Source organism: Bacillus sp. TH25, from assembly GCF_016650935.1.
GTDB classification, from domain to species: domain Bacteria; phylum Bacillota; class Bacilli; order Bacillales; family Bacillaceae_G; genus Bacillus_A; species Bacillus_A mycoides.
Window position 1 is genome coordinate 210,872 of the sequence record NZ_JAEKEU010000038.1, and the last position, 25,981, is coordinate 236,852.

At 34.5% G+C, this 25,981-nt stretch carries 25 protein-coding genes and 1 pseudogene; 2 read left to right on the plus strand and 24 right to left on the minus strand.

The features are described from left to right. Positions 1-18 precede the first annotated feature (18 nt). The 7 genes from JFT89_RS23630 to JFT89_RS23660 all read right to left on the minus strand — a co-directional run bounded on the left by JFT89_RS23630 (position 19) and on the right by JFT89_RS23660 (position 6,619). Entirely contained in the window at positions 19-240 is a 222-nt protein-coding gene (locus JFT89_RS23630) for a YneF family protein (protein ID WP_001132292.1), read from the minus strand. 78 nt (positions 241-318) lie between these two features. Then, the gene (sirA, locus tag JFT89_RS23635) at positions 319-759 is read right to left on the minus strand and encodes a sporulation inhibitor of replication protein SirA (RefSeq protein ID WP_002014415.1); all 441 of its coding nucleotides are present in this window, start codon (positions 757-759) and stop codon (positions 319-321) included. A 156-nt stretch (positions 760-915) separates the two neighbouring features. Continuing rightward, positions 916-2,916 carry a transketolase gene (gene tkt / locus JFT89_RS23640; protein ID WP_016096322.1) on the minus strand — a complete coding sequence of 667 codons (2,001 nt, stop codon included), beginning with the start codon at positions 2,914-2,916 and terminating at the stop codon, positions 916-918. Between the two features lie 301 nt (positions 2,917-3,217). Next, positions 3,218-4,021 carry a phosphonate ABC transporter, permease protein PhnE gene (phnE, locus tag JFT89_RS23645; protein WP_002066554.1) on the minus strand — a complete coding sequence of 268 codons (804 nt, stop codon included), beginning with the start codon at positions 4,019-4,021 and terminating at the stop codon, positions 3,218-3,220. Then, on the minus strand, positions 4,021-4,815 hold the full coding sequence (gene phnE, locus JFT89_RS23650) for a phosphonate ABC transporter, permease protein PhnE (RefSeq protein ID WP_002087885.1): 795 nt from the start codon (positions 4,813-4,815) through the stop codon (positions 4,021-4,023). Before phnE (JFT89_RS23650) ends, phnE (JFT89_RS23645) begins: the two co-directional genes overlap by 1 nt. Next, positions 4,812-5,585, minus strand: coding sequence for a phosphonate ABC transporter ATP-binding protein (gene phnC, locus JFT89_RS23655; protein WP_002137774.1), 774 nt, complete (start codon positions 5,583-5,585; stop codon positions 4,812-4,814). The genes phnE (JFT89_RS23650) and phnC overlap by 4 nt, the downstream gene beginning before the upstream one ends. Positions 5,586-5,680: 95 nt before the next feature. Further along, a complete protein-coding gene (locus JFT89_RS23660; protein ID WP_201040746.1) occupies positions 5,681-6,619 on the minus strand; it encodes a phosphate/phosphite/phosphonate ABC transporter substrate-binding protein in 939 nt (312 codons plus the stop codon). Positions 6,620-6,804: 185 nt separating this feature from the next. Between JFT89_RS23660 and JFT89_RS23665 the strand changes: the two genes are divergently transcribed. Then, positions 6,805-8,388, plus strand: a complete 1,584-nt coding sequence (locus JFT89_RS23665) for a bifunctional metallophosphatase/5'-nucleotidase (protein WP_201040748.1) — start codon at positions 6,805-6,807, stop codon at positions 8,386-8,388. Positions 8,389-8,428: 40 nt separating this feature from the next. Here the strand turns inward: JFT89_RS23665 and JFT89_RS23670 are convergent, their stop codons facing one another. Together JFT89_RS23670 and JFT89_RS23675 are read right to left on the minus strand one after the other, a co-directional pair. Then, the gene (locus JFT89_RS23670) at positions 8,429-8,668 is read right to left on the minus strand and encodes a DUF896 domain-containing protein (protein WP_002014431.1); all 240 of its coding nucleotides are present in this window, start codon (positions 8,666-8,668) and stop codon (positions 8,429-8,431) included. 45 nt (positions 8,669-8,713) lie between these two features. After that, on the minus strand, positions 8,714-9,370 hold the full coding sequence (locus JFT89_RS23675) for a YneB family resolvase-like protein (protein WP_002014433.1): 657 nt from the start codon (positions 9,368-9,370) through the stop codon (positions 8,714-8,716). Positions 9,371-9,511: 141 nt separating this feature from the next. Between JFT89_RS23675 and lexA the strand changes: the two genes are divergently transcribed. Continuing rightward, positions 9,512-10,126, plus strand: a complete 615-nt coding sequence (gene lexA, locus JFT89_RS23680; protein ID WP_002137782.1) for a transcriptional repressor LexA — start codon at positions 9,512-9,514, stop codon at positions 10,124-10,126. A gap of 103 nt (positions 10,127-10,229) precedes the next feature. On the opposite strand, the gene JFT89_RS23685 is transcribed toward lexA, so the two are convergent. From JFT89_RS23685 to JFT89_RS23760, 15 genes and pseudogenes are all read right to left on the minus strand, one after another. After that, entirely contained in the window at positions 10,230-11,030 is an 801-nt protein-coding gene (locus JFT89_RS23685) for a DUF4097 family beta strand repeat-containing protein (protein ID WP_201040750.1), read from the minus strand. A gap of 3 nt (positions 11,031-11,033) precedes the next feature. Then, on the minus strand, positions 11,034-11,576 hold the full coding sequence (locus JFT89_RS23690) for a DUF1700 domain-containing protein (RefSeq protein WP_201040751.1): 543 nt from the start codon (positions 11,574-11,576) through the stop codon (positions 11,034-11,036). Continuing rightward, entirely contained in the window at positions 11,569-11,892 is a 324-nt protein-coding gene (locus tag JFT89_RS23695) for a PadR family transcriptional regulator (protein WP_016105867.1), read from the minus strand. The genes JFT89_RS23690 and JFT89_RS23695 overlap by 8 nt, the downstream gene beginning before the upstream one ends. 227 nt (positions 11,893-12,119) lie before the next feature. Continuing rightward, positions 12,120-13,918, minus strand: a pseudogene (locus tag JFT89_RS23700) (ABC transporter ATP-binding protein). A gap of 11 nt (positions 13,919-13,929) precedes the next feature. Then, positions 13,930-15,117, minus strand: a complete 1,188-nt coding sequence (locus JFT89_RS23710) for a nucleotidyltransferase domain-containing protein (RefSeq protein ID WP_016096315.1) — start codon at positions 15,115-15,117, stop codon at positions 13,930-13,932. A 1-nt stretch (position 15,118) separates the two neighbouring features. Continuing rightward, positions 15,119-15,592, minus strand: a complete 474-nt coding sequence (locus tag JFT89_RS23715) for a lasso peptide biosynthesis B2 protein (RefSeq protein ID WP_002146239.1) — start codon at positions 15,590-15,592, stop codon at positions 15,119-15,121. A 36-nt stretch (positions 15,593-15,628) separates the two neighbouring features. Next, positions 15,629-15,934: a lasso peptide biosynthesis PqqD family chaperone gene (locus JFT89_RS23720; protein ID WP_016096314.1), complete on the minus strand. Its 306-nt coding sequence runs from the start codon at positions 15,932-15,934 to the stop codon at positions 15,629-15,631. After that, on the minus strand, positions 15,885-16,865 hold the full coding sequence (locus JFT89_RS23725; RefSeq protein WP_002199628.1) for a hypothetical protein: 981 nt from the start codon (positions 16,863-16,865) through the stop codon (positions 15,885-15,887). Before JFT89_RS23725 ends, JFT89_RS23720 begins: the two co-directional genes overlap by 50 nt. A gap of 93 nt (positions 16,866-16,958) precedes the next feature. After that, positions 16,959-17,084, minus strand: a complete 126-nt coding sequence (locus tag JFT89_RS23730; RefSeq protein ID WP_002199627.1) for a paeninodin family lasso peptide — start codon at positions 17,082-17,084, stop codon at positions 16,959-16,961. 14 nt (positions 17,085-17,098) lie between these two features. After that, positions 17,099-19,036: a lasso peptide isopeptide bond-forming cyclase gene (locus JFT89_RS23735; RefSeq protein WP_201040756.1), complete on the minus strand. Its 1,938-nt coding sequence runs from the start codon at positions 19,034-19,036 to the stop codon at positions 17,099-17,101. 280 nt (positions 19,037-19,316) lie between these two features. Then, positions 19,317-20,420, minus strand: coding sequence for an aminotransferase class I/II-fold pyridoxal phosphate-dependent enzyme (locus JFT89_RS23740; protein ID WP_201040764.1), 1,104 nt, complete (start codon positions 20,418-20,420; stop codon positions 19,317-19,319). Between the two features lie 59 nt (positions 20,421-20,479). Then, on the minus strand, positions 20,480-21,112 hold the full coding sequence (locus JFT89_RS23745) for an acetyltransferase (protein ID WP_016096311.1): 633 nt from the start codon (positions 21,110-21,112) through the stop codon (positions 20,480-20,482). Beyond that, positions 21,109-21,723, minus strand: coding sequence for a sugar transferase (locus JFT89_RS23750; RefSeq protein WP_201040758.1), 615 nt, complete (start codon positions 21,721-21,723; stop codon positions 21,109-21,111). The genes JFT89_RS23745 and JFT89_RS23750 overlap by 4 nt, the downstream gene beginning before the upstream one ends. 104 nt (positions 21,724-21,827) lie before the next feature. Then, complete coding sequence (locus JFT89_RS23755) at positions 21,828-24,470, minus strand: right-handed parallel beta-helix repeat-containing protein (RefSeq protein WP_201040760.1); 2,643 nt, start codon at positions 24,468-24,470, stop codon at positions 21,828-21,830. Positions 24,471-24,716: 246 nt separating this feature from the next. Then, the coding region (locus tag JFT89_RS23760) for a lipopolysaccharide biosynthesis protein (RefSeq protein ID WP_201040762.1) at positions 24,717-25,981 on the minus strand (1,265 nt) is incomplete at its 5' end.

Sequence of the window (25,981 nt, forward strand, 5' to 3'; positions counted from 1 at the left end):
AAGAGTGCCCTTTAGCGCTTATTTCGTTTGTTGCTTGTTCATCGCGCTCATCATTTGATTGATTTTCTTTTGGGAAGGTTTTTGTCCCATTTGCATCATCATCATTTTTAACATTTGTTCGTTAATTGGTGGATTTTTTTGTAAGTAATTCATCATGTATTTGCGGGCAATGAAAAATCCTAACGCCACGCCTGCTACTAGTGCTACTACGCCCACTAGAATACCTAACCACATTGGCATATCTTTTCCTCCTTCATGTTGTCTACCTTACAGTGTACTAAAACCTTTTCAATAAGACAAGATACTATTCGACATTTTTTACACATATGTTCGTACTTGTTTGAGAGGATTTAACCAACCGTACTTTTTATTTTCATAATCCATCGCTAAAAATGTTAACTCACACTTTCTAAGCACCTCAAAGAAAGTTGTTTCCATGGATACATTTCCAGAAGTATTTATTCGAATATATTGTGGTTTCACCATTATTTCTCCGTATTCGGCTCCTGTATAAAGCGTATGAGTATGATTTGTTCTTTCATATTTACCAAGAACACGCAAAGCTTGTTCTAATTTATGATGAATTTTCATTACTTGTAACGGCATCGTAATATACGTCATTTGTTTATATAATACTTTCTTCTCCGAAAGGAACCCAGATTCTGAAAATCGAGCAAATAAATCAAAAAACAAATATTCACGACCAAAGTAAGCTTTCGCAATATCCTCTTGAATTAAATACAATTCATACGTTTTCATTTTTCCCCTCCCGATCTGGACAACCTTTTCCCTACATTATATAAGAGAAGATTTGCAATGATTGTCTGACTACGGAGAGAGAAAAAACTTTTCCTGTCGAAAAAACTCAATTACATAGAAAAATCTCCCCATGCTGGAGAGATTTTTCTAAAATCATTAAAGCATTTCTTTTACTTTACGAACAACGTTCTCTACAGTAAATCCATACTCTTCCATAATCTTCTCACCAGGAGCAGAAGCACCGAATGTGTCAATACCTAGTACATCTCCATCAAGACCTACATAACGGTGCCATCCCATTGTAGCACCCATTTCAATTGCGAAACGTTTCGTTACTGCTTTTGGTAGTACAGATTCTTTGTACTCAGCAGTTTGAGCTTCAAAGCGATCCATAGATGGCATGCTAACAACAGCTGCATCAACGCCGTCTGCTGCTAGAGCTTTTTGCGCTTCGATTGCTAAGCTTACTTCAGATCCAGTTGCAATTAAGATTACATCAGAAGTTTCTTTCTTGCTTGCAGAAACTACATATGCACCTTTTGCTACTTTTTCATAAGTATCGTCTTTTGCACCTTCTAATGTTGGAAGATCTTGACGAGTTAACACTAATGCAGTTGGTGTTTTTGTAGATTCTAGAGCTAGTCTCCAAGCTGCAACTGATTCGTTACCGTCTGCTGGACGAATAACAGATACATTTGGCATTGCACGAAGCGCTGCTAATTGCTCAACTGGTTCATGTGTTGGACCATCTTCACCAACAGCAATACTGTCATGTGTAAATACATACGTTACAGGCAATTGCATTAATGCTGCAAGACGAATTGCTGGACGTAAGTAGTCAGAGAATACGAAGAACGTACCACCGTAAGTTTTTAAACCGCCATGAAGTGCGATACCGTTCATTGCTGCACCCATTGCGAACTCACGTACACCGTACCAAATGTTTTTTCCGCTGTAATCAGCTCTTGTAAAGTCTTTTTCGTTATTCATGTATGTTTTGTTAGAACCAGCAAGGTCAGCAGATCCACCGAAGAATGATGGTACAGACTCTGCAATTGCATTAATTACAGCACCTGAAGAATTACGTGTTGCTGCTTTTGATCCTAATTCATAAGTTGGTAAGCTTTGTTCCCAACCTTCTGGAAGAAGACCGTTCATTGCTGCTTGCAGTTCGTTTGCTAATTCTGGATATGCTTGTGCATATTCACCGAGCATCGTGTTCCACGCAGCTTGCGTCGTTTCACCAACATCTTGTACTGTTTTACGGAAGTTGTCATATACTTCTTCTGCTACATGGAAGTCTTGTTCAGCAGTCCAAGCGTATGCTTCTTTCGTTAATTTTGTTTCGTCTACACCAAGTGGAGAACCATGTGAAGCTGATTTTCCTGATTTGTTTGGAGAACCGAAACCAATTGTCGTTCTTACTTCAATTAGCGTTGGGCGTTTTTCGTCAGCTTTCGCTTCTTCAATTGCTTTTGCGATTGCTTCAATATCATTTCCATCCTCAACACGGATTACTTGCCATCCGTATGCTTTGTAACGATCTTCTACACTTTCAGAGAATGAACGATTTAAATCGCCATCTAATGAAATATCGTTTGAATCGTAAAGTACAACAAGACGACCTAATTGTAAATGAGCAGCTAATGAAGATGCTTCAGCAGAAACGCCTTCCATTAAATCTCCATCACCACAAATAGCGTATGTATGATGGTCTACTACATTATACGCATCACGGTTGTATTTAGCCGCTAAATGTCTTTCAGCCATTGCCATACCTACAGCAGTTGCAATACCTTGTCCAAGTGGACCAGTTGTTGAGTCTACACCTGCTGTGTGACCATACTCAGGATGTCCTGGAGTTTTGCTTCCCCATTGACGGAAGTTCTTTAAATCATCCATTGTTAAGTCATAACCAGATAGATGAAGTAGACTGTATAGTAACATTGAGCCATGACCTGCAGATAATACGAAACGATCGCGGTTAAACCACGTTGGGTTATTTGGATTGTGTTTCATAAATTGAGTCCATAATGTATAAGCCATTGGTGCTGCACCCATTGGCATTCCTGGGTGACCAGAGTTTGCTTTTTCAATCGCATCAATGGATAATGTGCGAATCGTGTTGATAGAAAGTTGTTCGATTGAATGTGACATGCTATTCTTCCCTTCGCGTATGTTAGTAAACGTTTTATACATTTATATGATAGCTTCCCACGCAAGATTATACAACATGTATCGACAAATATGTTGATGTTTTTTTGATTTTCCATAAAAAACACAGTGATTTAGGGAATGTATGGGCATTCAATATGACATACTTTTTAATTGTTTTTATTTTAAAAATAAATATAATTATCTGTATATTTATACAAATATACTAATTTCTGATATATCTCCCTTTTGATAACCTTTAAAAATACAAAAAAGCATCTGAATTAGATGCTTTTAAAACAAATTAAATAATCCGCTTACGAATAGAACTTGAAATAAAATCAATTATAATTACCATTAAAATGATACCTAATAAAATAATTCCCACACGAGACCAATTACGTGAACTAAGTGCAAAAATTAATGGCGTACCAATACCACCTGCTCCAATAACACCTAAAATCGCAGCGGATCGTACATTAATTTCAAACCTGTATAACGTATACGATAGAAAATCCGGTAACACTTGTGGTAATACCGCATACCAAAGTATTTGAAACCGATTTGCACCCGTTGCTATTAACGCTTCCGTCGGTCCCTTATCTATATTTTCAATTCCTTCCGAATATAGTTTCCCTAACATTCCGATAGAGTGTAACCCTAAAGCTAGAACTCCGGCAAAAGAGCCTGGACCAACAGCTTTTATAAATAAAAGAGCCATAACTAATTCAGGAAATGTACGAACAAAACTAAGTACAAATTTCCCAGTTCCTGAAGTTAATTTTCCACTACTCATATTCGTTGCCGCCCAAAAAGCAAATGGAACAGATAAAAAAGCAGAAATAAATGTACCTAATATCGCAATTGCCAACGTATCAATTAAACCGTGTAATAAATCTTCACCATCTGGCAAAGATACATACGACCAATCTGGGTTCAATACGCCTGTCATAATGGCTTTTGTAATTTCTCCCGCCGTATTCTTTATTCCCTCTAACGGGACTCCTGAAAAGGCCCATACATATATAACTGTAAGTGCTATAAAAATAATCCAGCGATATATACTCGGTTTCTTCGGTTTTGGTACGATTATTGTCGTTTTACTCATTATAATTTCCCCCGCAACACTGTACTTATATAATCAATTAGCAATACAACAACAAGGGTATAAATAATAATAGAAGCAGTTTGTTGATATTGTAAAAATCCAAGTGTACGATCATAATATAATCCAATCCCACCTGCTCCTACTAAACCTAGAACAGCTGCTGCACGTACATTCACCTCAAATGTATAAAGTACATAGGAGACGAAGTGCGCTTTCACTTGCGGAATGACCCCATAAACTATCCATTGCACCTTATTCGCTCCTACAGCTGTCATCGCTTCTAATGGACCTGGATCAATTGATTCAATTGACTCATACAATAATTTTGCTACGAGTCCAACGGAGAAACAAGTAAGAGCCAAAATACCTGGAAGTGGTCCTATTCCAAAAATCGCTACAAAAATAGCCGCTAATAATAAATCTGGTATTGTTCGTATAAAATTTAAAATCAATCGAGCTGGACTGTACAAAAATACACTAGTAAATACATTACTTGCCGCAAATAGTGCAAGTGGAATGGCTAAAATCGCCCCTAAAGTCGTTCCAATAATCGCCATACGTATTGTATCTAACATTGCTGTTGTAATAATTTGAAAATAACTCCAATCTGGTGGCACCATTTCCTTCAATAAATCCATCATATTTGGAAAACCAACTACTAGTTTTGAAAATGATGCGTCGACCTGTACACTACTACCCCACAACAGTAAAATAACTAAAATAACAGTTAACATATGTTTCAATTTACTCGGCGGCTTCGGTATCGATTTCGAATATATCGTCACTTCATTCATTTAGCTGCCACCTCTAATAATGCGCTTTTCTGAGCTACGTCCCCATAAATTTCAGCGAATTTTTCATCCGTTGCCTCTTCTACTAACCCATCAAAAACAATTTCACCAGCATGTAATCCAATAATACGAGTAGCATATTGCCTCGCTAAATCAATAGAATGTAAGTTTACAATTGTCGTAATTCCAAAATCTTCATTAATTTTCTTCAAATCATCCATTACTTGCTTTGTTGTCAGAGGATCTAACGAAGCAACAGGCTCATCTGCCAATATGATTTTCGCTTCTTGTGCCAATGCTCTAGCAATTGATACACGTTGCTGTTGTCCCCCTGATAATTCATCAGCTCGTGCATATGCTTTTTCTGAGATATTCACTCTATTCAGCGCCTGGAATGCAAGCTCCACATCCTCTTTCGGAAACAGACCTAACGTTGTACGCAATGTAGAATGATATCCAACCCGCCCAGCTAATACATTCTTCAGTACCGTTGATCGCTTCACAAGGTTAAAGCTTTGAAAAATCATACCAATATCTCGGCGCATGCGTCGTAATCCTTTTCCTTTTGCAGCAGTAATAGACTCCCCTTCAATAATGATTTCTCCTTCTGTGATCTCATGAAGGCGATTTACCGATCTGAGAAGTGTAGATTTTCCAGCCCCGGATAGCCCGACCATTACAACAAACTCACCTTTTTGAATTTCCAAGTTTATATTATTCAATCCTTTTGTACCATTCGGATACACTTTAGAAACATTTCGAAACTCTATCACACATCTTACCTACCTTCTATGTATTATCAATAACTGAAAAACGGCAAACTAACTGAAATCACACACTTTCCAGTTAGTCGCCATTTCCATATGTATTATTGCGTTTTCACTTTCTTTCCATATTCACGAACGATATCAAATTTACTATCATCAGATTTAACGTATCCTTCATGTGAGTATACTTCTTTAATGATTTTGTGCCCTTCCTCATTCTTTCCTATTTCAATGAAAGCATCCTGTAATTTCTTGCTCCACTCTGCATCTAAATCAGAACGTACAGAAATCGTATCGTTTGGAATTTTCTCCGTAAATTTTACTATTTTCGTTTGATCGAATATATTCGGATAATCTTTTTTTACAATATTGCGAGCATCTTGGAATACAACAGCTGCATCTACATCACCATTTAAAAGAGCAATAAGTGACAGATCATGACCTTTTAATGTAACAGGTTTCACATCCTTTAGCGGATCGATTCCCTCTTTTAACAATACAGCCGCAGGCCATACATAACCCGCTGATGATGTTACATCTTGATAGCCAATTTTTTTACCTTTTAAATCTTTTACACTATTAATATTAGAATCTTTCTTAACAACAAACTCTGATTTATAAACATCTACTAAATCCTTTGTGGGAGCTCCAGTTTCATCATCTACCCCAAAACGTTGCGCCTGTAAAATTACGTTTGCAGCCTTTTTCTCATGCGCTAACACATACGCTGTTGGAGGTAAAAAGCCTACATCTACTTGCTTAGATGCCATCGCTTCTACAATTGTATTGTAATTCGTTGAAATACTAACTTTTACCGGAATGTTTAATTTATCACTTAATAGCTTTTCCAATGGTTTTGCCTTCGCCTCTAACGTATCTGCATTTTGAGAAGGAACAAATTGAACATTTAGCGTCTTCGGTACATAACCTTTTTTCGTATCTTCATTTTTACTTGCACTTGATTCCTTCGTTCCACATCCACTTAATAATCCCGCTGCTAGTACAACTGTTGTGCTCATTGCAAAAACTTTTTTCAACATGTTAATGCCTCCATTTTTCATTGTTATAAAATAACCTTCCATAAACATGAAGAAATATATCACATATTTTTACAAATAATTGCTTATTTACAGAATCTTTACACATTCTATACATTCACATTAAAATTCTTTTCATATATTTGATATGATTAATTGAAAGATAACTATAGAAAAGGTGAATAGCGTTGAACCAAAATCAAATTGTAACTTTAAATATTTTATTAACAAGCGATGTACATGGTACTGTGTATCCAATTCACTACCAAGATAACTCCAAAGCAGAAATTGGTTTAGCTAAAATTTCTACTCTCATAAAAAAAGAACGTTCTCAAAATGCAAACGTTCTTCTGATTGATAACGGGGACTTCATTCAAGGAACACCATTTACTTATCATTACGCTACATACGAAAAAGATATGGAAAACCCAATGTCCTTATTAGCCAACTACTTAGAGTATGACATTGCAATTATCGGAAATCATGAATTTAATTATGGAATGGATATATTAAATAATGCTGTGGCTACTGCAAATTCCCCTTATCTATCAGCAAACATTTTAGATAAAAACAGAAAAGAACCTTATTTCGGGAAACCATATATAATAAAACATATTGAATCAAATATAAAAATTGCTATTTTAGGGGTGACAACGCATTACATCCCCCATTGGGAACAAGCACATCATATTAAAGATTTACAATTTGAAGATGCATTTGAAACAACAAAAAAATGGGTTTCTTACATCCGCAAACATGAGAAACCAGATTTACTAGTCGTAGCCTATCACGGGGGATTTGAACGCGATTTACAAACCGGGGTACCGACTGAAGTTTTAACAGGTGAAAACCAAGGATATGCAATGTGCCATGAAATTGAAGGCATAGATATTTTACTAACAGGCCACCAACACCGAGAAATCGCTCACACCATGATTAATGGTGTAACAATTTTACAGACCGGATGCAATGGACACTCAGTTGGAAAAGTAACAGTAACATTCGAAAAAGCAGAACAAAAATGGGTGAAAAAAGAGAGTTATTCAGAGTTATTGCCCGTACAAGGAATTGCGGCAGACCAAGATGTTCTTTCCTTGGTTGCCAATTATGAAGAGAAAACACAAAATTGGCTTGATAAACCTATTGGACTAATCTATGGGGACATGCAAATTTCAGATGCTATGCAAACTCGTTTGCAAGACCATCCTTTTATTGAATTCATAAATAAAATACAGATGGATATAGCTAATGTTTCAATTTCTTGCACAAGTTTGTTCCATAATACATCTCCAGGTTTCCCGAAACATGTAACAATGCGTGACATCGTTTCTAATTATATTTATCCAAATACATTAAAAGTAATTAGAATAACCGGAGCGGATATAAAAGATGCTCTCGAACTCTCTGCTTCTTATTTCACATTAAAAGCAGATGGATCCATCATCGTAACCCCTACCTACATAGAACCAAAGCCGCAACACTATAATTACGATATGTGGGAAGGGATTTCGTACGTATTAAACATTTCAAAACCAATTGGTGAGAGAGTAGAATCTTTACAGTATAAAGGCGCTCCCCTTAATATAAATGAAGAATATGACGTTGTTATGAATAATTATCGTGCAAGCGGTGGCGGGAACTTCTTTATGTTTCAAAATAAACCAGTAGTAAAAGACATACCAACAGATATGTCTGAACTTATCGCTAACTATATATTGAAGCATAAAAGGATAGAAGCAACGAAAAATGAAAACTGGAAAGTTATTAAATAACAATTTTAACAAATAAAAAAAGATGGGCTATGCCCATCTTTTAATTTAATTTTGCATTATCCTGCTTTTTTAAAGCTTTTAATTTCGCCGGTGTAACGTCCGTGCCTTCTTCGTTAACGACTTTAATTCCTTTTAATTCGTTTAACATATTTTGACGAAATCCTTTTAAATATTGTTCACGAAGCGATTGGCGCTCACGTTGTTCTTCTTCAGTTAAGCCTTCAGCTTTTGCTTTTTTCGCTAAGAAGTTAATGCGTTCAATGAGTTCTTGACTTGGCATCTCGAATCCCCCTTCTACTCAAAACTGATTATTATCATACAATAGTTATTCCTCTTTATCAAGCAATTGCTTTGTATATTCTACATACCTTCGATGTACAGTTGCTTTTGAAACATCATGACCAAAACCACGAAGTGTTGCTGCAATTTCTTCAAAAGTTAATTCATTCCGGCGCAAACGTACAATTTCCTCAATTGGCACTTCTTTTTTCTCACGTCCTACGCTTAAATGACGATTTTTCAAATTATTTTCTGGACGAAATCCTTTCTCCACTGCTCTTTGCATGCCACGTTTAATTTTTAAATTGTGGATCTTTCTTTGATACTCTTCAACGATCCCAATTATATTTAGCACCATCGAATCAGAATCTGAAAGCTGTAATTCACCACTATGCGTGTGCGTATAAACTTTTATCCCCTCTTTATGTAAACAATGCATTAACGCAATCTTTGCATTTCCTCTACCAAGACGCGTTTCATCTTGTATAAGTAGTACATCAACTTGTTCATCTCGAATTGTATCTAGCACTTCTAATATGCCATCACGTTCAATTGTATAACCGCTAGCCTGCTCCTCAATTACCTTTGTAACATCCATTTGATAGCGCTCAGCTAAATGCAATAATTCATCTTTTTGACGCAATAATGATGTTTCCTGTTCTTCTTTTGTTGTGCTCACACGTGCATAAATAATTGCATTCATTTTGAACCCTTCTTTCTCACTATATTTTCCTTATAGTGTATCATAAATTTGCCTTTCGTTCGAACTTATGTTTGTAGAATGTTTTTTCACATGTTATACTTAATAATAAGAAAAATGAAAGAAAACGAGGTGTTAGAAAACATGGAAAAGTTAACGAAACGCCAGCAAGACATTCTCGACTTTATTAAGCTAAAAGTACAAGAAAAAGGATATCCACCTTCCGTACGTGAAATCGGTCAAGCAGTCGGCCTTGCTTCTAGTTCTACAGTGCACGGACATTTATCACGACTAGAAGAAAAGGGATATATTCGACGCGATCCAACAAAACCACGCGCAATTGAAATTTTAGGTGACAACCGAACGGAAACACAATCTGTTATTCAAGTTCCAATCGTCGGAAAAGTTACTGCCGGTTTACCGATTACAGCAGTCGAAAGTGTAGAAGATCACTTCCCACTTCCAGCTAGTATCGTTGCTGGAGCAGATCAAGTGTTTATGTTACGCATTTCTGGAGATAGCATGATTGAAGCCGGTATCTTTGATGGTGATTTAGTTGTTGTTCGCCAACAACAGTCTGCATACAACGGTGAAATTGTAGTTGCTTTAACAGAAGATAACGAAGCAACTGTTAAACGTTTCTATAAAGAAAAAGATCATTTCCGTCTACAACCGGAAAACTCTTCACTAGAACCTATTATTTTAAAACAAGTGTCAGTTATTGGAAAAGTAATTGGCGTATATCGTGATTTACATTAAAAATAATAAAAAGAAGATAATTCCCTTATTTATATAGGTAATTATCTTCTTTTTATATTTTGATAGATTTCCGTTCATTCAAAAGAATGCGTTTCATTAATTATTAACGCGTTTCAATAGTAACATCTCCAGCAGCGGTTTTACCGCTAATCTTTTTACTACCATTACCAATCGTTATATTTTTATTGTCTTCATTAAAAATTGTCACGTCTCCAGCAGCAGTTTGCCCAGTTATAACTGCATCTTGTGGTTTTTCCAATAAAGTAATATCTACATCTCCAGCAGTTGAACTTACCTCTAAATCATATTTAGAATCATGATCAATAATATCTATATCCCCACTAGCCGTTTTTGCTGTTACTTTCCCTATTACTTTTTTAAAATTCACCTCGCCAGCTTTTGTAGACCCTTCCACACTCTTTGCTGTTACATGTTTCAAATCCACTTCTCCGGCGAGTGTTTCAACACTTACGCGGTCACTTTTCACATTACTTATTTCTATTTGTCCAGCGGATGAATTTACTTTTATCTCTTGATAAGAACGTTCTGGTACAAATATAGTCAATGTAGGCGTTTGAAATCCGAAATTGTAAAAGGAAAAATTAAATGAAACACCTTTTTCTATTTCCCCTATGACTTTTAATGTGTCACCATCTTCAGCAATACGAATCTCCTGTTTACTTACGTCTCCTGTTTGCTTTACATAAAAAGAGGAATCAGGAGATTTTTGGACAACAATATCTCCAGCATCTAACTTAACTTCCACATTTTTTAGCGTTTCGTTTTTAATAACTTCTTCCTTATTTCCTTTCTCTACAGTTTCTACTGCTTTCTTATATGTTTGTGAAATCCCTATTACTCCAATAATGATACAAGCGATAGCTACTAATAATATTTTTTTCATCATCTACTCCCCTTTTATCATTTTGAAGTTCCATACTACATAGCGTACACATAATCTTTTAAACCACTTCGTACTATAATAAGCTACAATACATAACAACAAACCTACTCCAACAAACGTTATACTAACGAAAAGATCCAACCATATAAAAGTACCCATAAATACTTTTACAATAACGAAAAATGGTGTCACTACACTAGCAACACCACCGACCCAAAAGGAAAATATAAAAGCTATAATTGCAATTAATGGGCCTAACACAATAATAAAATTAAACAAACTAAGTCCAACCGCTGCCATGACAGCTCTTGTTACATTCGAAGTCGATGGATCTTTTTTCATCTCATCAAAGCGATACAAAGCAAGCAAGTCTTTCGCAATTACTTTCGGAGAACCAAGTCCCTTTATTATTTCTGATTCAGTTTTCCCCTCTTCCATCCCAAACTGGAAGTGTTCTTCATAATCAAATAAAATATCTTGTCGCTCTTCTTCTGGTAACTTTCTAAGATGACTTGATAATTCTTTAAGAAACTGTTCTTTACTCATCCCATTCCACTCCTTCAATAATTTCTTGAACACCTTTAGCAAAATCACGCCACTCAGTCACTAACAAATGAAGTTGCGTCTCCCCTTGCTCTGTTAGTTGATAATATTTACGGGGCGGTCCTTCCGTGGATTCTTTTAAATACGTTTGAAAATATTCCTCTTTCGTTAAACGACGTAATAGCGGATATACAGAACCTTCCGATATTAAAAATTTATTTGAAATTTGCTGAACAAGTTCATAACCATAACAATCCTTACGTTTTACAAGCGCCAATACACACAGTTCTAACACACCTTTTTTAAACTGAACGTTCAAGGACAATCCCCCTTTCTTATTTCAGTACTGTTCAATACACGGCACCTGTTATATCCATAATATACCATTAAGTACTGTTTATTGCAAGGTACTGAATTATATTTATTCCCTAAATTTACAAAACACAAATATAAAAGCCCGAATAAGATCTGCTGTAACTGACCATTATCCGGGCTATCATTCAACTCGAATTACAATAATACAAGATTTCATTCAATCTTTCTCCCCTAAGAACCGACTTCCATTTGTGACCCTAATAAATTTCGAAATACACCTTTTCTCTCTTTAGCCAATTGATTAAATTCACCTTTTTGAACAATTTCACCTTTTCCTAAAACAATAACTTGATCTGCATTACGGATCGTAGATAACCGATGCGCAATAACAACAATAGTCATCGTTCCTTTCAATCTTTCTATTGCTGATTGGATCTTCACCTCATTTTCAGTATCTAATGCACTCGTAGCTTCATCTAATACTAAAATGGATGGTTGTCTTAAAATAGCTCGAGCTAGTACAAGTCGTTGACGTTCACCACCTGAAAGTCTCACTCCACGATCTCCAATTAGAGTATCAAGCCCTTTTGGAAGTATTCGTACAAATTCAGCTGCCGCCGCAAAATCTAATGCAGTCCAAATTTGTTCTTCACTCGCATTCGGCTCAATCATCAATAAATTTTCTCTTATACTTGCATTAAATAAGAAAGGATCTTGTGGCACATAACTAATAGCCCGTCTCAATGACAATAAATTTTCACTTGTAAGAGGGGTTCCATCTATTAATACTTGACCTTTCTCTGGTTGAATCAATCCCATTAAAACATCGATTAATGTACTCTTCCCAGCTCCCGAATGTCCCACAATAGCCGTCATACTATTGATTGGTATTTGCACATTAATATTTTGAAGTGCATACAAATGCTCCTTCTTATTATACCGAAAATAAATATCCTTACATTCAATACCCTGTTCTATACAAATCGGCTTTATATGTTTTTGCTGATGTATATCCTGCATTTCAATCGCTTCAATACATTCCTCTTGCAATTCCCACAATGACTTAAAAGCAGGAATACTTGCAGCCAGTTGTTCTAAATTTGATTGAATCGTCATGAATCTTGGCCATAGTCTGGAAAAAATGAGAATGATTAATAGTAACTGGGCAGTTTGCGCTTGAAACATATTTACTGATAATAATATAAAAAATGCAATTAATATAGCCATTGAAATTTTATAAAACAATTGAGAGTTTGACCTTATTCTCATATACTCCATTTGTTCGCTACTCATCTTTTTTGTTATATATTGTAACCAATCTAAACGTGATGCTTCCAAAGTATTGCTCTTTATATCTTTAATTCCATTGAAATGATCTATTATACCAGAAAGATAGTCTTGTGCCAATTTTGAGGTCTTACCGCCTAGTATTCGTGCTTTTTTTATAAAAACACGAGAAGCTACCAAGAATAATAAGCCAAAGACCAAAACAAATATAGTTATGTGGGGAGATAATAAAAAGGCAAGCCCTACCTGTATGAATGTAAACAAAATAGTAGCTAACAATTGTAAAATTAAATTAATCCCATAACTAACACGAGCTAATTCGGTAGTTAATATATTAATTAGATTTGTTTTCCTTTTCTCTAAAAAAACCTCCACTTTGCTTTTAAAATCATACTATATGTTTCTATTCTTAACTTTCGTATAAAAACTTGTTGCGTTCTCGCATCCCTTAGCGTTATATTTCTTTGTAGTAAATTTTGACTTAACACTATAAATACATATATACCTAAAATAAAAATTAGACTTGTTGTTTTAGGAAAATCCTGCAAAAATCTATAGATAGGTGTAATGAAAGGAGTCTCCTCACCTATATTAATTATTCCAGTCATACTTATCATAGGAATTAATAAAATAATACCTATCCCTTCAAGTAAACTTATTAAAACCATACCAAATAAATTCACATACAGTATTTTTCCCGCTGAAGAATATAATTTCTTCATAAAATATATAATATGATTCATCGATGTTCCCCCTATAACAAAACCAGCTTCTTTGTTTTCCTCCAAAGACATAAAAACGGACGTAAAGGAAAATATAAAAAATGAAGAAATTTAGGTAACGGTAATGTTTTTGCATCAATTGGATAAGGATATAGTTGGCTCATAATATATAAAATTTTTTGCTGATTAGACATTAGTGAAAATAAATATCGACTATGATAGATAAATACTTCTTCAGGGACAGGATCGGTATGCAAGTTTATCATTTGCTTGAAATAAAACAGTGCCTCTTGAGCTAACTGCTTTGAACGTTTTTTCGCTACTAATTCCATCATCCTTTCATCTAGTCGTACACCTAGCAATTGAGCTGCTAAAATTAATGCTTGTCCTCCTAAATGAAGCATTTGATATTTTCTCATTAACTTATAGATCTCACTCCAATTAAGTTCTTGATCGACAATTTTTTTTATATCTACTAACCAGCGTAATCTGGACCAACCATGTCTAGCACCATGAGATACAAGAAATAAAAATAAATCTTCCTCCCCTAACATATATACAGAATTACTCGTAAGGGTACTTTTTCTCTTTCGCTTCCAAAGTTCTTCAAACCCAGGTTCCTTACCAGGTCCGGGATTTAACCTCCAATGAATCTCAAGTTTAATCTGCTTTGTTGGATGAAAAAATGTTATATGGTGATGCCTCCATTTCCAATCATTTAATATCGTTTGAATATAATCATCTTTTACATACCCCTGCTCTAAAAGTAGCATTTCTACTTTTTCTAAATTTTGCATCGGAATTAGAACGTCCAAATCACAGGATGTTCGTAAAGAAATATCCCCATATAAGTCCTGAGATAGTACAGGTCCTTTTAGAAAAATCATACGAATCTCATTTTCATTACATAGTTTATTTATTCGTTCCATTTCAGCACTTAAATAAAGCATTTGAAATGTATTTTTTTTATATTTTCTATTCAAGGTTTGTACAATATGTGAAGGAATTAGTTCCTCATCCACCTGTTTAAGTTTTTGATATATCACTGGATAAACGCGATGATGCACAGCTTGCTCAAGAAATACCTCCCAATCAATATCCGAAAACCATTCATTACTGTAAATTTGCACTGTTTCGTCATCCTGTAACTTCAAAATTGCAAAAAGAAGTTTCAATTCCTTAGACATGAACTCTACATTAAGACCAAAATCTTTCTCCATTTTATTCTCCTTTAATAATGTCCTCACTTAGCCTCTTTGCAAATGATCCAACGACAGTAAATTTCTCCATTCCTTCTGATCCAGTAACATAAAAAGAACCGCTCCGTAACCATGCATGCGCAATTAATTCCCCATGACTATCCTTAGCAGTTCCTAAATAAAGAGTACTCTCAATGTGACGTTTTTCGAGCATTTTCATCCCAGCTATAGCTTTAACAAGACACTGACTTTCCCAAAAAGTATAACGACTCATAATAGAAATAGCTTCAGACACCTTCTTTAGTGTATCCCCGTGTGGCTGAATTTGGGCAACTGATGTTTCGTTCATGTAATCCCCTAAAGAAGGTGCAACTTTAGAAAAGGTAATACTTTTTAGTACACGCGCCCACCCTAAAAAAATAAAAGCCTCTAAAAATAAAAGCTTTGTTTCCATGTTCAGTGATAAAAATACCCTTAACCTTTTCACAATATTCATTAATCCCTTCCTAACAGCTCTCTTGAAATTACGAATTTATCTATTAGATTGATCTTTTATTTGAATTAAACCTTCTTGAATTAAACACTCTAAAAAGGAAAGAACTTGCTCTTCACAATCGCCCCGTTCAATGTTGTACTTTGACAACAATGTACTGACGAGTTCAGTAACCATAATTGGAGTTTTTATTAGTTCCCAAATTTCTCCCCCTGTTTCTCCCAAATTATAATATTTCCCTTTTTGAACATTTAGCATTACTTTTTCCCCATCCATATCACTCACAATATTCTCTTCACTTTGCACAATCTGACACTCTAGAGAAATTCTCTCTGTATACATCATCTATTACTCCTCCTCCGTGTATAGTTTTTAATATAATTGATACAAGTTCATGCGCTGTAAACCTATTATTTGGACGTTTCAAATGAAACATATCTACCTTGTTTATCACACTTGTAGAAGTAGTGAAATGCCACTCTGTCAATTTTAATTGCGTAATTAAAAACTTACGAAATGTGTGAAAGAACAATGTACGCAATCGTTCAAGTCCTTCAATTCGAATCAACTCAACACTCTCATCCTCTGTTTTCGTTAACTCAATAACACCAGCAAGAGGTAATGGTTCAGAGAAAAAATGAGATTGTACAGGCACAGCATACTTTGTTTCTCGCTCAAACAATGGATTATAACTTGCCGTTCCCATTCCAAAAGCATTCAAACTCTCCGCCCATAATTTTTGTTGCGGATAAGATGGAATCACAATTGGAGTCTTATCTGACGAAACTGTCACAGCAATTACATCATCACTCAAAATTTTGTATCCTTTACTTAAAAAAGCCGCTGCAAGAGTTGATTTACCTGCTCCTGAATCACCTACAAAGGCATAAACTTTCCCATCAATATTTATTGCACTACCATGTAATGGTAATATTCCCCTTTGGATTAGTAAGGCACCCATACAAGTTCCAAGTATATAAAGACGGATCTTATCTTCACAAGCGTCCTTCATTGGTGAAACAAATATTTGCTTTCCTCCTTGTATAGAAAATATAGCAGTATCAGGAATACGAATCATAACTACGTTTTTATCAACTACAAAGTTTTGTTTTGCGCTAGCAAGTTCACTCCACTTCTGAGATAAATCAGTTAATCGAATTACAATTTCTACATTCTCTTCTTGTTCATTGATTTGAGGTAATTCCGGCAATTTCATTTCACTCAACACTCTTAACCCAAAAACTTTATATACATTTTTATTTGTAGTTTCCATCAACTCTCTCACTCCAAATAGCTTTCAAAATTTTTATAAAAACCCCTTATACTTTTACTGTATAAGGGGATCACAATGTGTATCCTAATTGATAAATTAGCTATGGTGAACCATTTCGTCCTCATCCGGTTGAACACCATCAGGTATTTTAATACCCGGTCCAGCCATTGTCATATTGATATCAAGTACTTCCAATGTAGGAATTGTCCAATCTTTTTTCATTATGTCACCTCCCTTCAAATATTTTTTTTCATAAATCGATACACTATTAAACTACGCATTAAAATTCGAAAATCTAAATCAAATGCATATTCTGGATGAGGTTCTTCTTTAATCTTAGAAATCGCAGTTCTAATAACCTCTATATCCAGAAATTCTGAAATTATAGGATCCTTACTAAGCTGCTCAAGCTCTTCAATAAATTCACTCCATTGATGCGCCATACGGTAAACACCATCAGAACCTTGAACACCTCTAGTGAGCTGGTTCAACCTTACTTTATCAGGTAAGAAATTTTTTGTTGCTCTTCTAATTAGTGCCCGATCTAAACCATTTTGAACGTATTGCTCTTCTGGAACAGCTAAACAAAATTGAACAACCCGTAAATCATTCGTTGGATCGCGATCCCATAAAGAATAACGCAATGATAACTTGGATCCATATGCACCAGTTATGCTCCAATAATATAACTGTTCAAATTGCCTTTTTTTTATTTCATATGCATCTGTTATTGAGGTGCCTGTTACATCAATATTATGTTCTATAAGCTTATCGAACACATTCATTCTATTTGCAAATTCTGGATTAATAAATCTCGGGAAAACAATTTGATTTTTTGATGAAGATATTCGATTCAAAAACGGAAATGCCTTTTTTCTCACTACTGAAAATACTCGTGATTTCTTTACACCAATATTTCTACTATACGAATATAGTTCTTGCAAAAAGCGACGTAAATTCATCTTTTTCAAAAGCATAGCTTGATAGTCCACAGCTGGGCCCCATGACACCGTCCAGTTTCCTCTCTGTCCGTTTAAGAGTACTCCAATTTCTTGTAACCGCGCCTCCTCATAAATTCCCCTAAGCCAAAAAGTATTCTCGAAGAATTTATACGGCATCTCTAGAATTTCAAGCCACTCATCTATTTCTGATAGAGGACTTCTTCCTTCAAAATCCAAATAATGCTCCTTAATATTTCCTACATGCTGTACAGTCGATTGAATAAAAGGTCTTTCATCAGCTACTCTACGTCTATGCGTCCAATCTACAAAACCCTTTACTGGGACATAACTATATGTATGTAGACGTTTATTTGCTGCACTTAAATCTCGTGCAGCAAAGCTGGCTACAGAACCCGAATCAAGTCCTCCACTCAAATGAGCCCCTACTTGATGATGGGTACGTAAACGTGATCTTATCGCATTTTGATACACTTCCAAAAACGCTTCTTCATACTCTTCGTTTGATTTGAGTTGAAGCCTTTCTCCGGCGATTAGTGTATTGTATCTCGATAATTTCACCTTTCCATTTTTCACAGTAACAGAATGGGAAGGTGGAATTTGCTCAATAGTTTTATATACTGTTGAAGAAGGATCTATCGATTCAAAATTCACCGGGATAGCTAAAAATTCAGCAAGCCACTGCTCATTCAATTTTTTCTCAACATATGGTAGAGAAAATAGTGGATTTATAATAGTGCAAAAAGCAAACTTTTCCTCACCACGGTAAAAATAAAGCGTCCGGCTTCCCGAAAAATCTCTGGCACCGAAAAGGGTTTGTTTTTTCTCATCCCAAATCATAAAGGCAAAATCGCCTACCAAATATTTTGGAGCCGCTTCCCCCCATTTCTGATAAGAGAGTAAAATCAACTCACTATCTGTCATGGTTTTTCTATCTGCATAATCCACTTGTAATTTTTCAAATAACTCATTACGATTATCAATAATAGCATCTGCTGTAATTGCCAGTTGCTTTTCGTAATTATAAAAGGGTAATTGTTCACCAACAGATTCTGGTGTGATCCACTGTGCGTGACATCCTAGTAAAACATTTTCTTTATGCCATATTTGAATATCATCAGCAGGGTACTTTTGTAAATAACTCATTAACTGTGTGCCATGCTGAATCGATATAGTTTCTTCATTAAAATGAATAATACCTGTTATAGCACTCATTTTCCCCCCCCTTATACAACGAGTTACTGCAAAGGTGCTTTTTTATTTAACACACCTTTTCTCCCTTGATTTAATTCTTTTTAAAGAACAAAAATATCCATTTCAATTCCCAATTAACCACACATCCTAATTCACCTATAAACTTAGGTATAGATACATTTAAATTATCATTTTATTACTTTCACGTCAATATATTAATGGAAATATACACCAAATCAACAACATTAACATTCATTATAATGAACATTAATCCACTTGTTTCTCTGTGAATTATTCCATGTTATATAATATTTATAATAGCCTGAATAACTCTCCGTTGATCCTCATCCATCATATTGGTCCCAGAAGGAAGACAAATCCCCTTTTCAAATAATCTTTTAGATACATCATTATCTTTCTGATGAGAATAATACTTACTTTCTTTAAAAAGTGGCTGCATATGTAGTGGCTTCCAAGTAGGACGTGCTTCAATATTCTCTTCTGCTAAGGTTGTCAATAATTTTTCAATAGAGATACCAGATTCCTTTTCATCAATCATCATAGTTGTAAGCCAACGATTCGAGCGAGTATTTTCTAATTCCGGCATAAAACAAAATCCCGGTATGTGAGATAACTCTTCATAGTACCGATTAAATATACGCCTTCTAGCACACACTCTATCTTCTAACACTTCTAATTGCCCTCTCCCAACACCTGCTAAAATATTACTCATTCGATAATTATATCCTATCTCACTATGTTCATAATGTGTTGCTGGATCCTTTGCTTGCGTCGCTAAAAATTTTGCTTTCACTAATGCTTCCGCATCATCAGATACAAGCATTCCACCACCCGAAGTTGTAATGATTTTATTTCCGTTAAATGAATAAACCCCAAACCTCCCGAATGTACCGCTTGCTTTCCCTTTATATGTAGAACCTAGAGATTCTGCTGCATCCTCGATTATAGGAATATCATATTGATTACAAAGCGAAAGAATTTCATCTAACTTAGCACTTTGACCATATAAATGAACAAGAATAACAGCCTTCGGTAATTCCCCTGCTTTATTAGCATCATATAATGCATGCGCTAGCGCTTGTGGTGACATATTCCATGTTTCCGGTTCTGAGTCAATAAATACCGGTTCAGCACCTAAATAAATAACCGGATTCGCACTCGCTACAAAAGTAAAACTTGAACAAAACACTGTATCTCCCTCTTGAACATCTAATAACCGTAAAGCTAAATGAATGGCAGCCGTACCTGAACTAACTGCAGTCCCACCTTTAACTCCTACAAAAGATGCAAGCTCTTTTTCAAACTCATCTACATTTGGACCAAGAGGTGCAATCCAGTTTGTATCAAATGCATTTTGAATATATTTTTGTTCATTTCCTCCCATATGTGGTGCAGAAAGATATATTTTCTCCTTACTTTTTATCACGATTCTTCATCCCCCTCTTAATTTACTACATTAATAACTTTTGCAGGAATGCCAACAGCAGTACAATTAGATGGAAAATCATTTATTACAACAGAGCCCGCTCCAACAATAGACCAATTCCCAATTTTAACACCTGGAATTATAGTAGCTGATGCTCCTATATGCGCTCCCTCTTCTATTGTGATAGAACCTGTAAGTGTAGCATGTGGTGAAATATGAACAAAATCATCAATTATATTGTCATGTTCTATTATTGAGCCCGTATTTATTATCGTATGGTTACCAATGATAGTATCAGCATTAACAACCACATTCGGCATAATTACCGTTCCGTTCCCTATATGCGCATGAGGACTTATAATTGCTGTTTTATGAATTAATGTAGCATATATGCCGACCGGTTGATTTAATATTCCGAAAATTTCTTTTCTCATTTTGTTATTCCCTATAGCAATAACAAGATTTATATCATTAAAATTGTTGATAATTTCCCGTGCATCTTCAATTGCCCCAAAATAAAGGTTATCAATAATAGTTATACCTGTATATAAATCATCTAAATAACCGACTATCTCGTATCCTTCATTTGATAAGATGATATCCTTCACAACCTTACTATGACCACCACACCCTATTATCAAAATTTTCATTTCCCCTCCCCCTTTATCTCTATTTTCCCTCCAGTAAATCGCTCCATTGTTACATGCCCAACATGATTTATCCCTTCTGTTTTAAATACTTTTGTTATTGTAAGTACAATTATTTTCAAATCTAATAAAAAAGAACGATTCTCTACATACCATACATCTAATTCAAACTTTTCTTCCCAAGTAATTGAATTCCTCCCATTTATTTGTGCCCATCCCGTAATTCCTGGTTTTACATCATGCCTTTTAGCCTGTTTACTAGAATATAAGGGTAGATATTCCATCAATAATGGGCGTGGACCTACTAAACTTAAATCACCTCTTACAACATTTATAAGCTGTGGTAACTCATCTAGACTATATTTTCTAAGGATTTCCCCAAAAATAGTCAGTCTATCTTGATCCGGAAATAATTCCCCATGATTATCCCTCTTATCTAACATGGTACGAAACTTATAAAGATTAAATGGCTTTCCATGTAGTCCCGGGCGCTCTTGTTTAAATAGTATAGGAGATCCTAAATTCAATCTAACTAAGATTGCCACTACAAGAATTGGAAGTGAAAATACCAATAGTAACGCAAACGAAATACATACATCAAAGATTCTTTTCATAGCCCATCCTCCCATTCCATTTGTATTCAGACCAAAATAAACAAAACAAAGGATAACTCAATGAGTCATCCTTTGTTTTGTTTATTAATACTCACCCTAATTCTTTATTCTAAAATCTTACCGAATAATTTAAGCACTGCCATATCCCCTAAATACTCCCACTTTGTATTTCCATCTACTTTTGAAGGTTCTGTTACATCATTGGTCACCGTCACTAAACATTTGTAGACGTTTCCGTTAGCCCTCACAATATCTCCTCTTTTATATGCGCCGCCTTTTTCCCACGATACATTACTAGCATATCCTTCTTTGACACATATCCAGCCTATATACCCCCCTGCAACAGGGTTTGAGTTGCTCATCACTTGCCCTACCCTAAAAAAACCTTCAGTCGGTTCTGATGCAAGATAAAAATATGGATCAAAAACACCATTAATATAATTATTTTTCTTAATATGCTCATCTCTTAATCTGATTACTATCGTATCCACAATATTATCTTTAAATATTAAATCAATCGAAGGGGAAATTTGATTCGCATTTAAACCAATCATATCTTTATTGGATTTAAATATGTTATTTTCAATTAATAGAAACTCACTTGTAAATGTGTCATTCCAAAAATTTATTATACTGTCTGTCGATTCAGAATTAGGATAATTAAATAGATTGTTAATAAATTGTACACTACCTCCAATATCCCAGAAAAAAAACGCCGGTCCCCATCTACCACCTATAAAAGTACTATTTTGCACTTTTAACCGTGCTATCTTCTGAAAAGATTCAACGTTAAAGAGAATATGAGCATCCCAATAAAATGTACATCCATTAAACTCGTATTCCGCTTGGGGGGTTTTTGTGACAAATGATATTGTACCGCTATTTTCAAAATTACATCCCGTATATACTCCAGGTGGCAAATTTGTAATAATTCCTTGCGGGTGTATCGTATCTATAAAAGAAACATTACTTAATCTCCAACCATTTTTCATACCAGGTGATACACCTATCAAACTTGTACCATCTACAGTGCTTCCTTTAATAACACAATCTGATATAGTTTGTGGTTCTGTTGAGCAACCAATTATTGAACCTAACTGTGAAAATGAACGAAATAAATCTTGATCACTAAAAAATTGACATTGATTGACTTGAATGCAATACGCTTTATCCCTTCCCATTAACAACGCACTATTATGGAAAATACAGTTACCAATAAGTGCTTCTTTATCTCCTTGATCTATTATGATTCGTGCAGCATACATTTGGTTATTTGTAAAAGTCACTTCCCCACCTAAAACACAGACTACTTCTCTTATGTGATTATGATTTATAATAACCTTCTCTACATTTTGATTTATTACTAATGAATTATCCGCTAATTTATTTTGAATAATATTAATGTATCTACCACCAACTACGACAATGTTATATCCCGTGTTATCATATATGTTATTCCCTTGGATATTTATATATTGATTTAAGCGATATCCATCTTCAATATCTATCGCTCCTTGAGGTGCCGTACCTTTCATTTGATAAATTTCACAATCTCTAATGTAAATATATTTCGCCCCAGATACACTTATTCCAAGCCTTCTACAATGATGTATTTTACATTTTTCAACAAATATATTTCGAGAAAACTCTGGAATTCTTACTGTTATTTTACAACCATTTCCCGAAGGTATCGTACCTTGATGAAGAACTATTTTTGCATAATCTGCACTTTGTGGAACATTCACTTCTTCAAAAAACATTACTCTTTTCGCAGCAGCTACAAAAGTATTATCAGCCTTATAAAATAACACATCATATAATTCTGTATTAATTTCCGAACCAATTCCACCATACCCATCGCCATATAATCCGAAATATCTCCATTTTGTAATGCTCTCATGATGCAAATCTATTCTTATGCTCGATCTAATTTTATTAGTATCTACTATCGGTGTACCATCAACATCACTGATACCACCTACTTCAAATGTACCAGCGAAATCATATTCTCCAATTTGTCCCCATGTACTTTCCATTGCTATACCGTCGCCAGTGCAATTTAAGATTTCCATATTATCTATCGAAATATAACTAATATTACTCCCCTCAATAGGAGTCGTATTTCCTACTTCAATTCCATATCCCCATTCATGTGTATGAGGAATCGTTGTATAATCGTGTGTATCTTTATCACCTTCAATCCTTCCATTTGTAATCCGAGAAAACTTTTGATTTCTTTGATATTGTACGATTGCATATTTAACTAATCCATTATCTCTTATTTTTAAAGTTGCTCCACCTAAATTTAAAGTCATAAAACTTTGCGGCTCAATTGGTGTATTCTCATCAATTAAATATATCCCCTTAGGTAAAACTACTTCTACAAATCCTTGCTGAGATGCCCAAACTAACGCATTATTAATTCCTATAGAAGTACTAACAGCTTCAGTTCCATCATTTTTGATATTCCATCTTTCTAATTCAAGAAAATAAGTACTAGAAACCAAATTAGCAGCTTCTGTTTCTCCGATTAGTGATTTATTCGACTTAAGGTTATAGAGGCCCCCAAATGTATTAGCTTTGATTTTCCTCACTAAACTCTCAAATTTATTCTCTGTTGATACTTTTACATTTCCTTTTTTCGTCCCAATAAATAATTCACAAGTATCTATACAAAAACAAAATTCTCCCTCGCTTAACACAGGAAGCTTCTCTCTCAAAACACACGTCACTTGAAATTTTGCCATGATTTATATATAACCTCCATCTAAGATATAAGTTGACCTCTATTTAAAGAATCTCAACTCAAATCAGTACATGAGGATAAATATTTTTTCTGCTTAAATACGTATCCCTTTAATAGAATACTATGCATTATATAAATATTATGTTAGGGCTAATGATTGACGTTTTCTAATTAAATCAAGTTTCATTTTATGCTAACAAACTTTAATAACACTTAATTTACTTTATAATTCAAATCAATATAATATCTAAATAACATCACGTCTCTTTTTAAATTGTGATAACATCATACTAAAGATATTCCTTATATATTTAAATTCTATACTTTTATAAAAAACTAAAATGTATATTACATTTGGTACTAATAAGCAAATTACACCCTTTCCGATTAAAGAAATAAAAGTACCTCCTTCTATAAAATAATTACATATACTCGTAGTAATGAAACCTGTAACTACAGTTAAAAATACATAAAATACATATGTTGTAAAATAATTCAAAACCGATTTCTTAAAAAGATTTTTATATACAATATAAGGCTGAATCCAAAGTACCGTAGCAATTGTACTTATCGCCGTGCCTATGAATATACCTACCAATCCAAAAATTTTGACTAATACAATGGATAAACTTAAATTGATTATCGCTTCAACTAACGGAACATACTTATCTTGTACAAATAATCCCGCTTTATTTTTAAAAATAGCTATCGCCGTCCGCATCCCTGTTAAATAAAAGTTTATTAATATCACTACAAAAACTATGTTATTTAATAAATACTTCTTATCAAGCCACCACCCTATAAATGGCTCTAAAAGGTTATATAAAAATATGGTACAAAAAGAGAATATCCAGAAATTCACTAAATAAATCACTTTAAATATTGAATAACTTTTGTCATTATTCTCAGTTGCAATTAAATTCCCCACACTTGCTTCGATACCATTTAATATAGGATTTACTAAGGCGGATAATTGATTTATTATCATTGTATAGTTCGAATATATCCCGACCATAGCAAGACCTACAAAAGAAGAAATCAATATATTATCCGTGCCAAATACAATATACCCTCCAATATTATGCAAAAACATCGCCTTTACATTTATTATTAAATTTTCTTTCGTTTCTTTATCTATAGAATACTTCTCTTTTATTTTTATATAAGGGTAGTTCTTACTCACAACCCTACCATTTACTACATTTTGAATTGTATATATACTCAATTCTATAATTAAATACAATATATAATTTTTTGTGTATAATAATATAAAAATTTTGAATATGGTAGTTAGCACTTGGAATACAAGATCCACCCTAACCAATATATATCCTCGTTGATCCGCATTTATTAAAGATCTCTTATGAGCATTTAAATATGTAATCACATTTTTCGCCACAAATATTAAATATATTATTGCAACATTCGATATATCGTCCCCATCTTTCATTAAATAACTTAAAAACGGATATATCATTACACTAATTACTAAAACAGTCATTGCCAAAATTC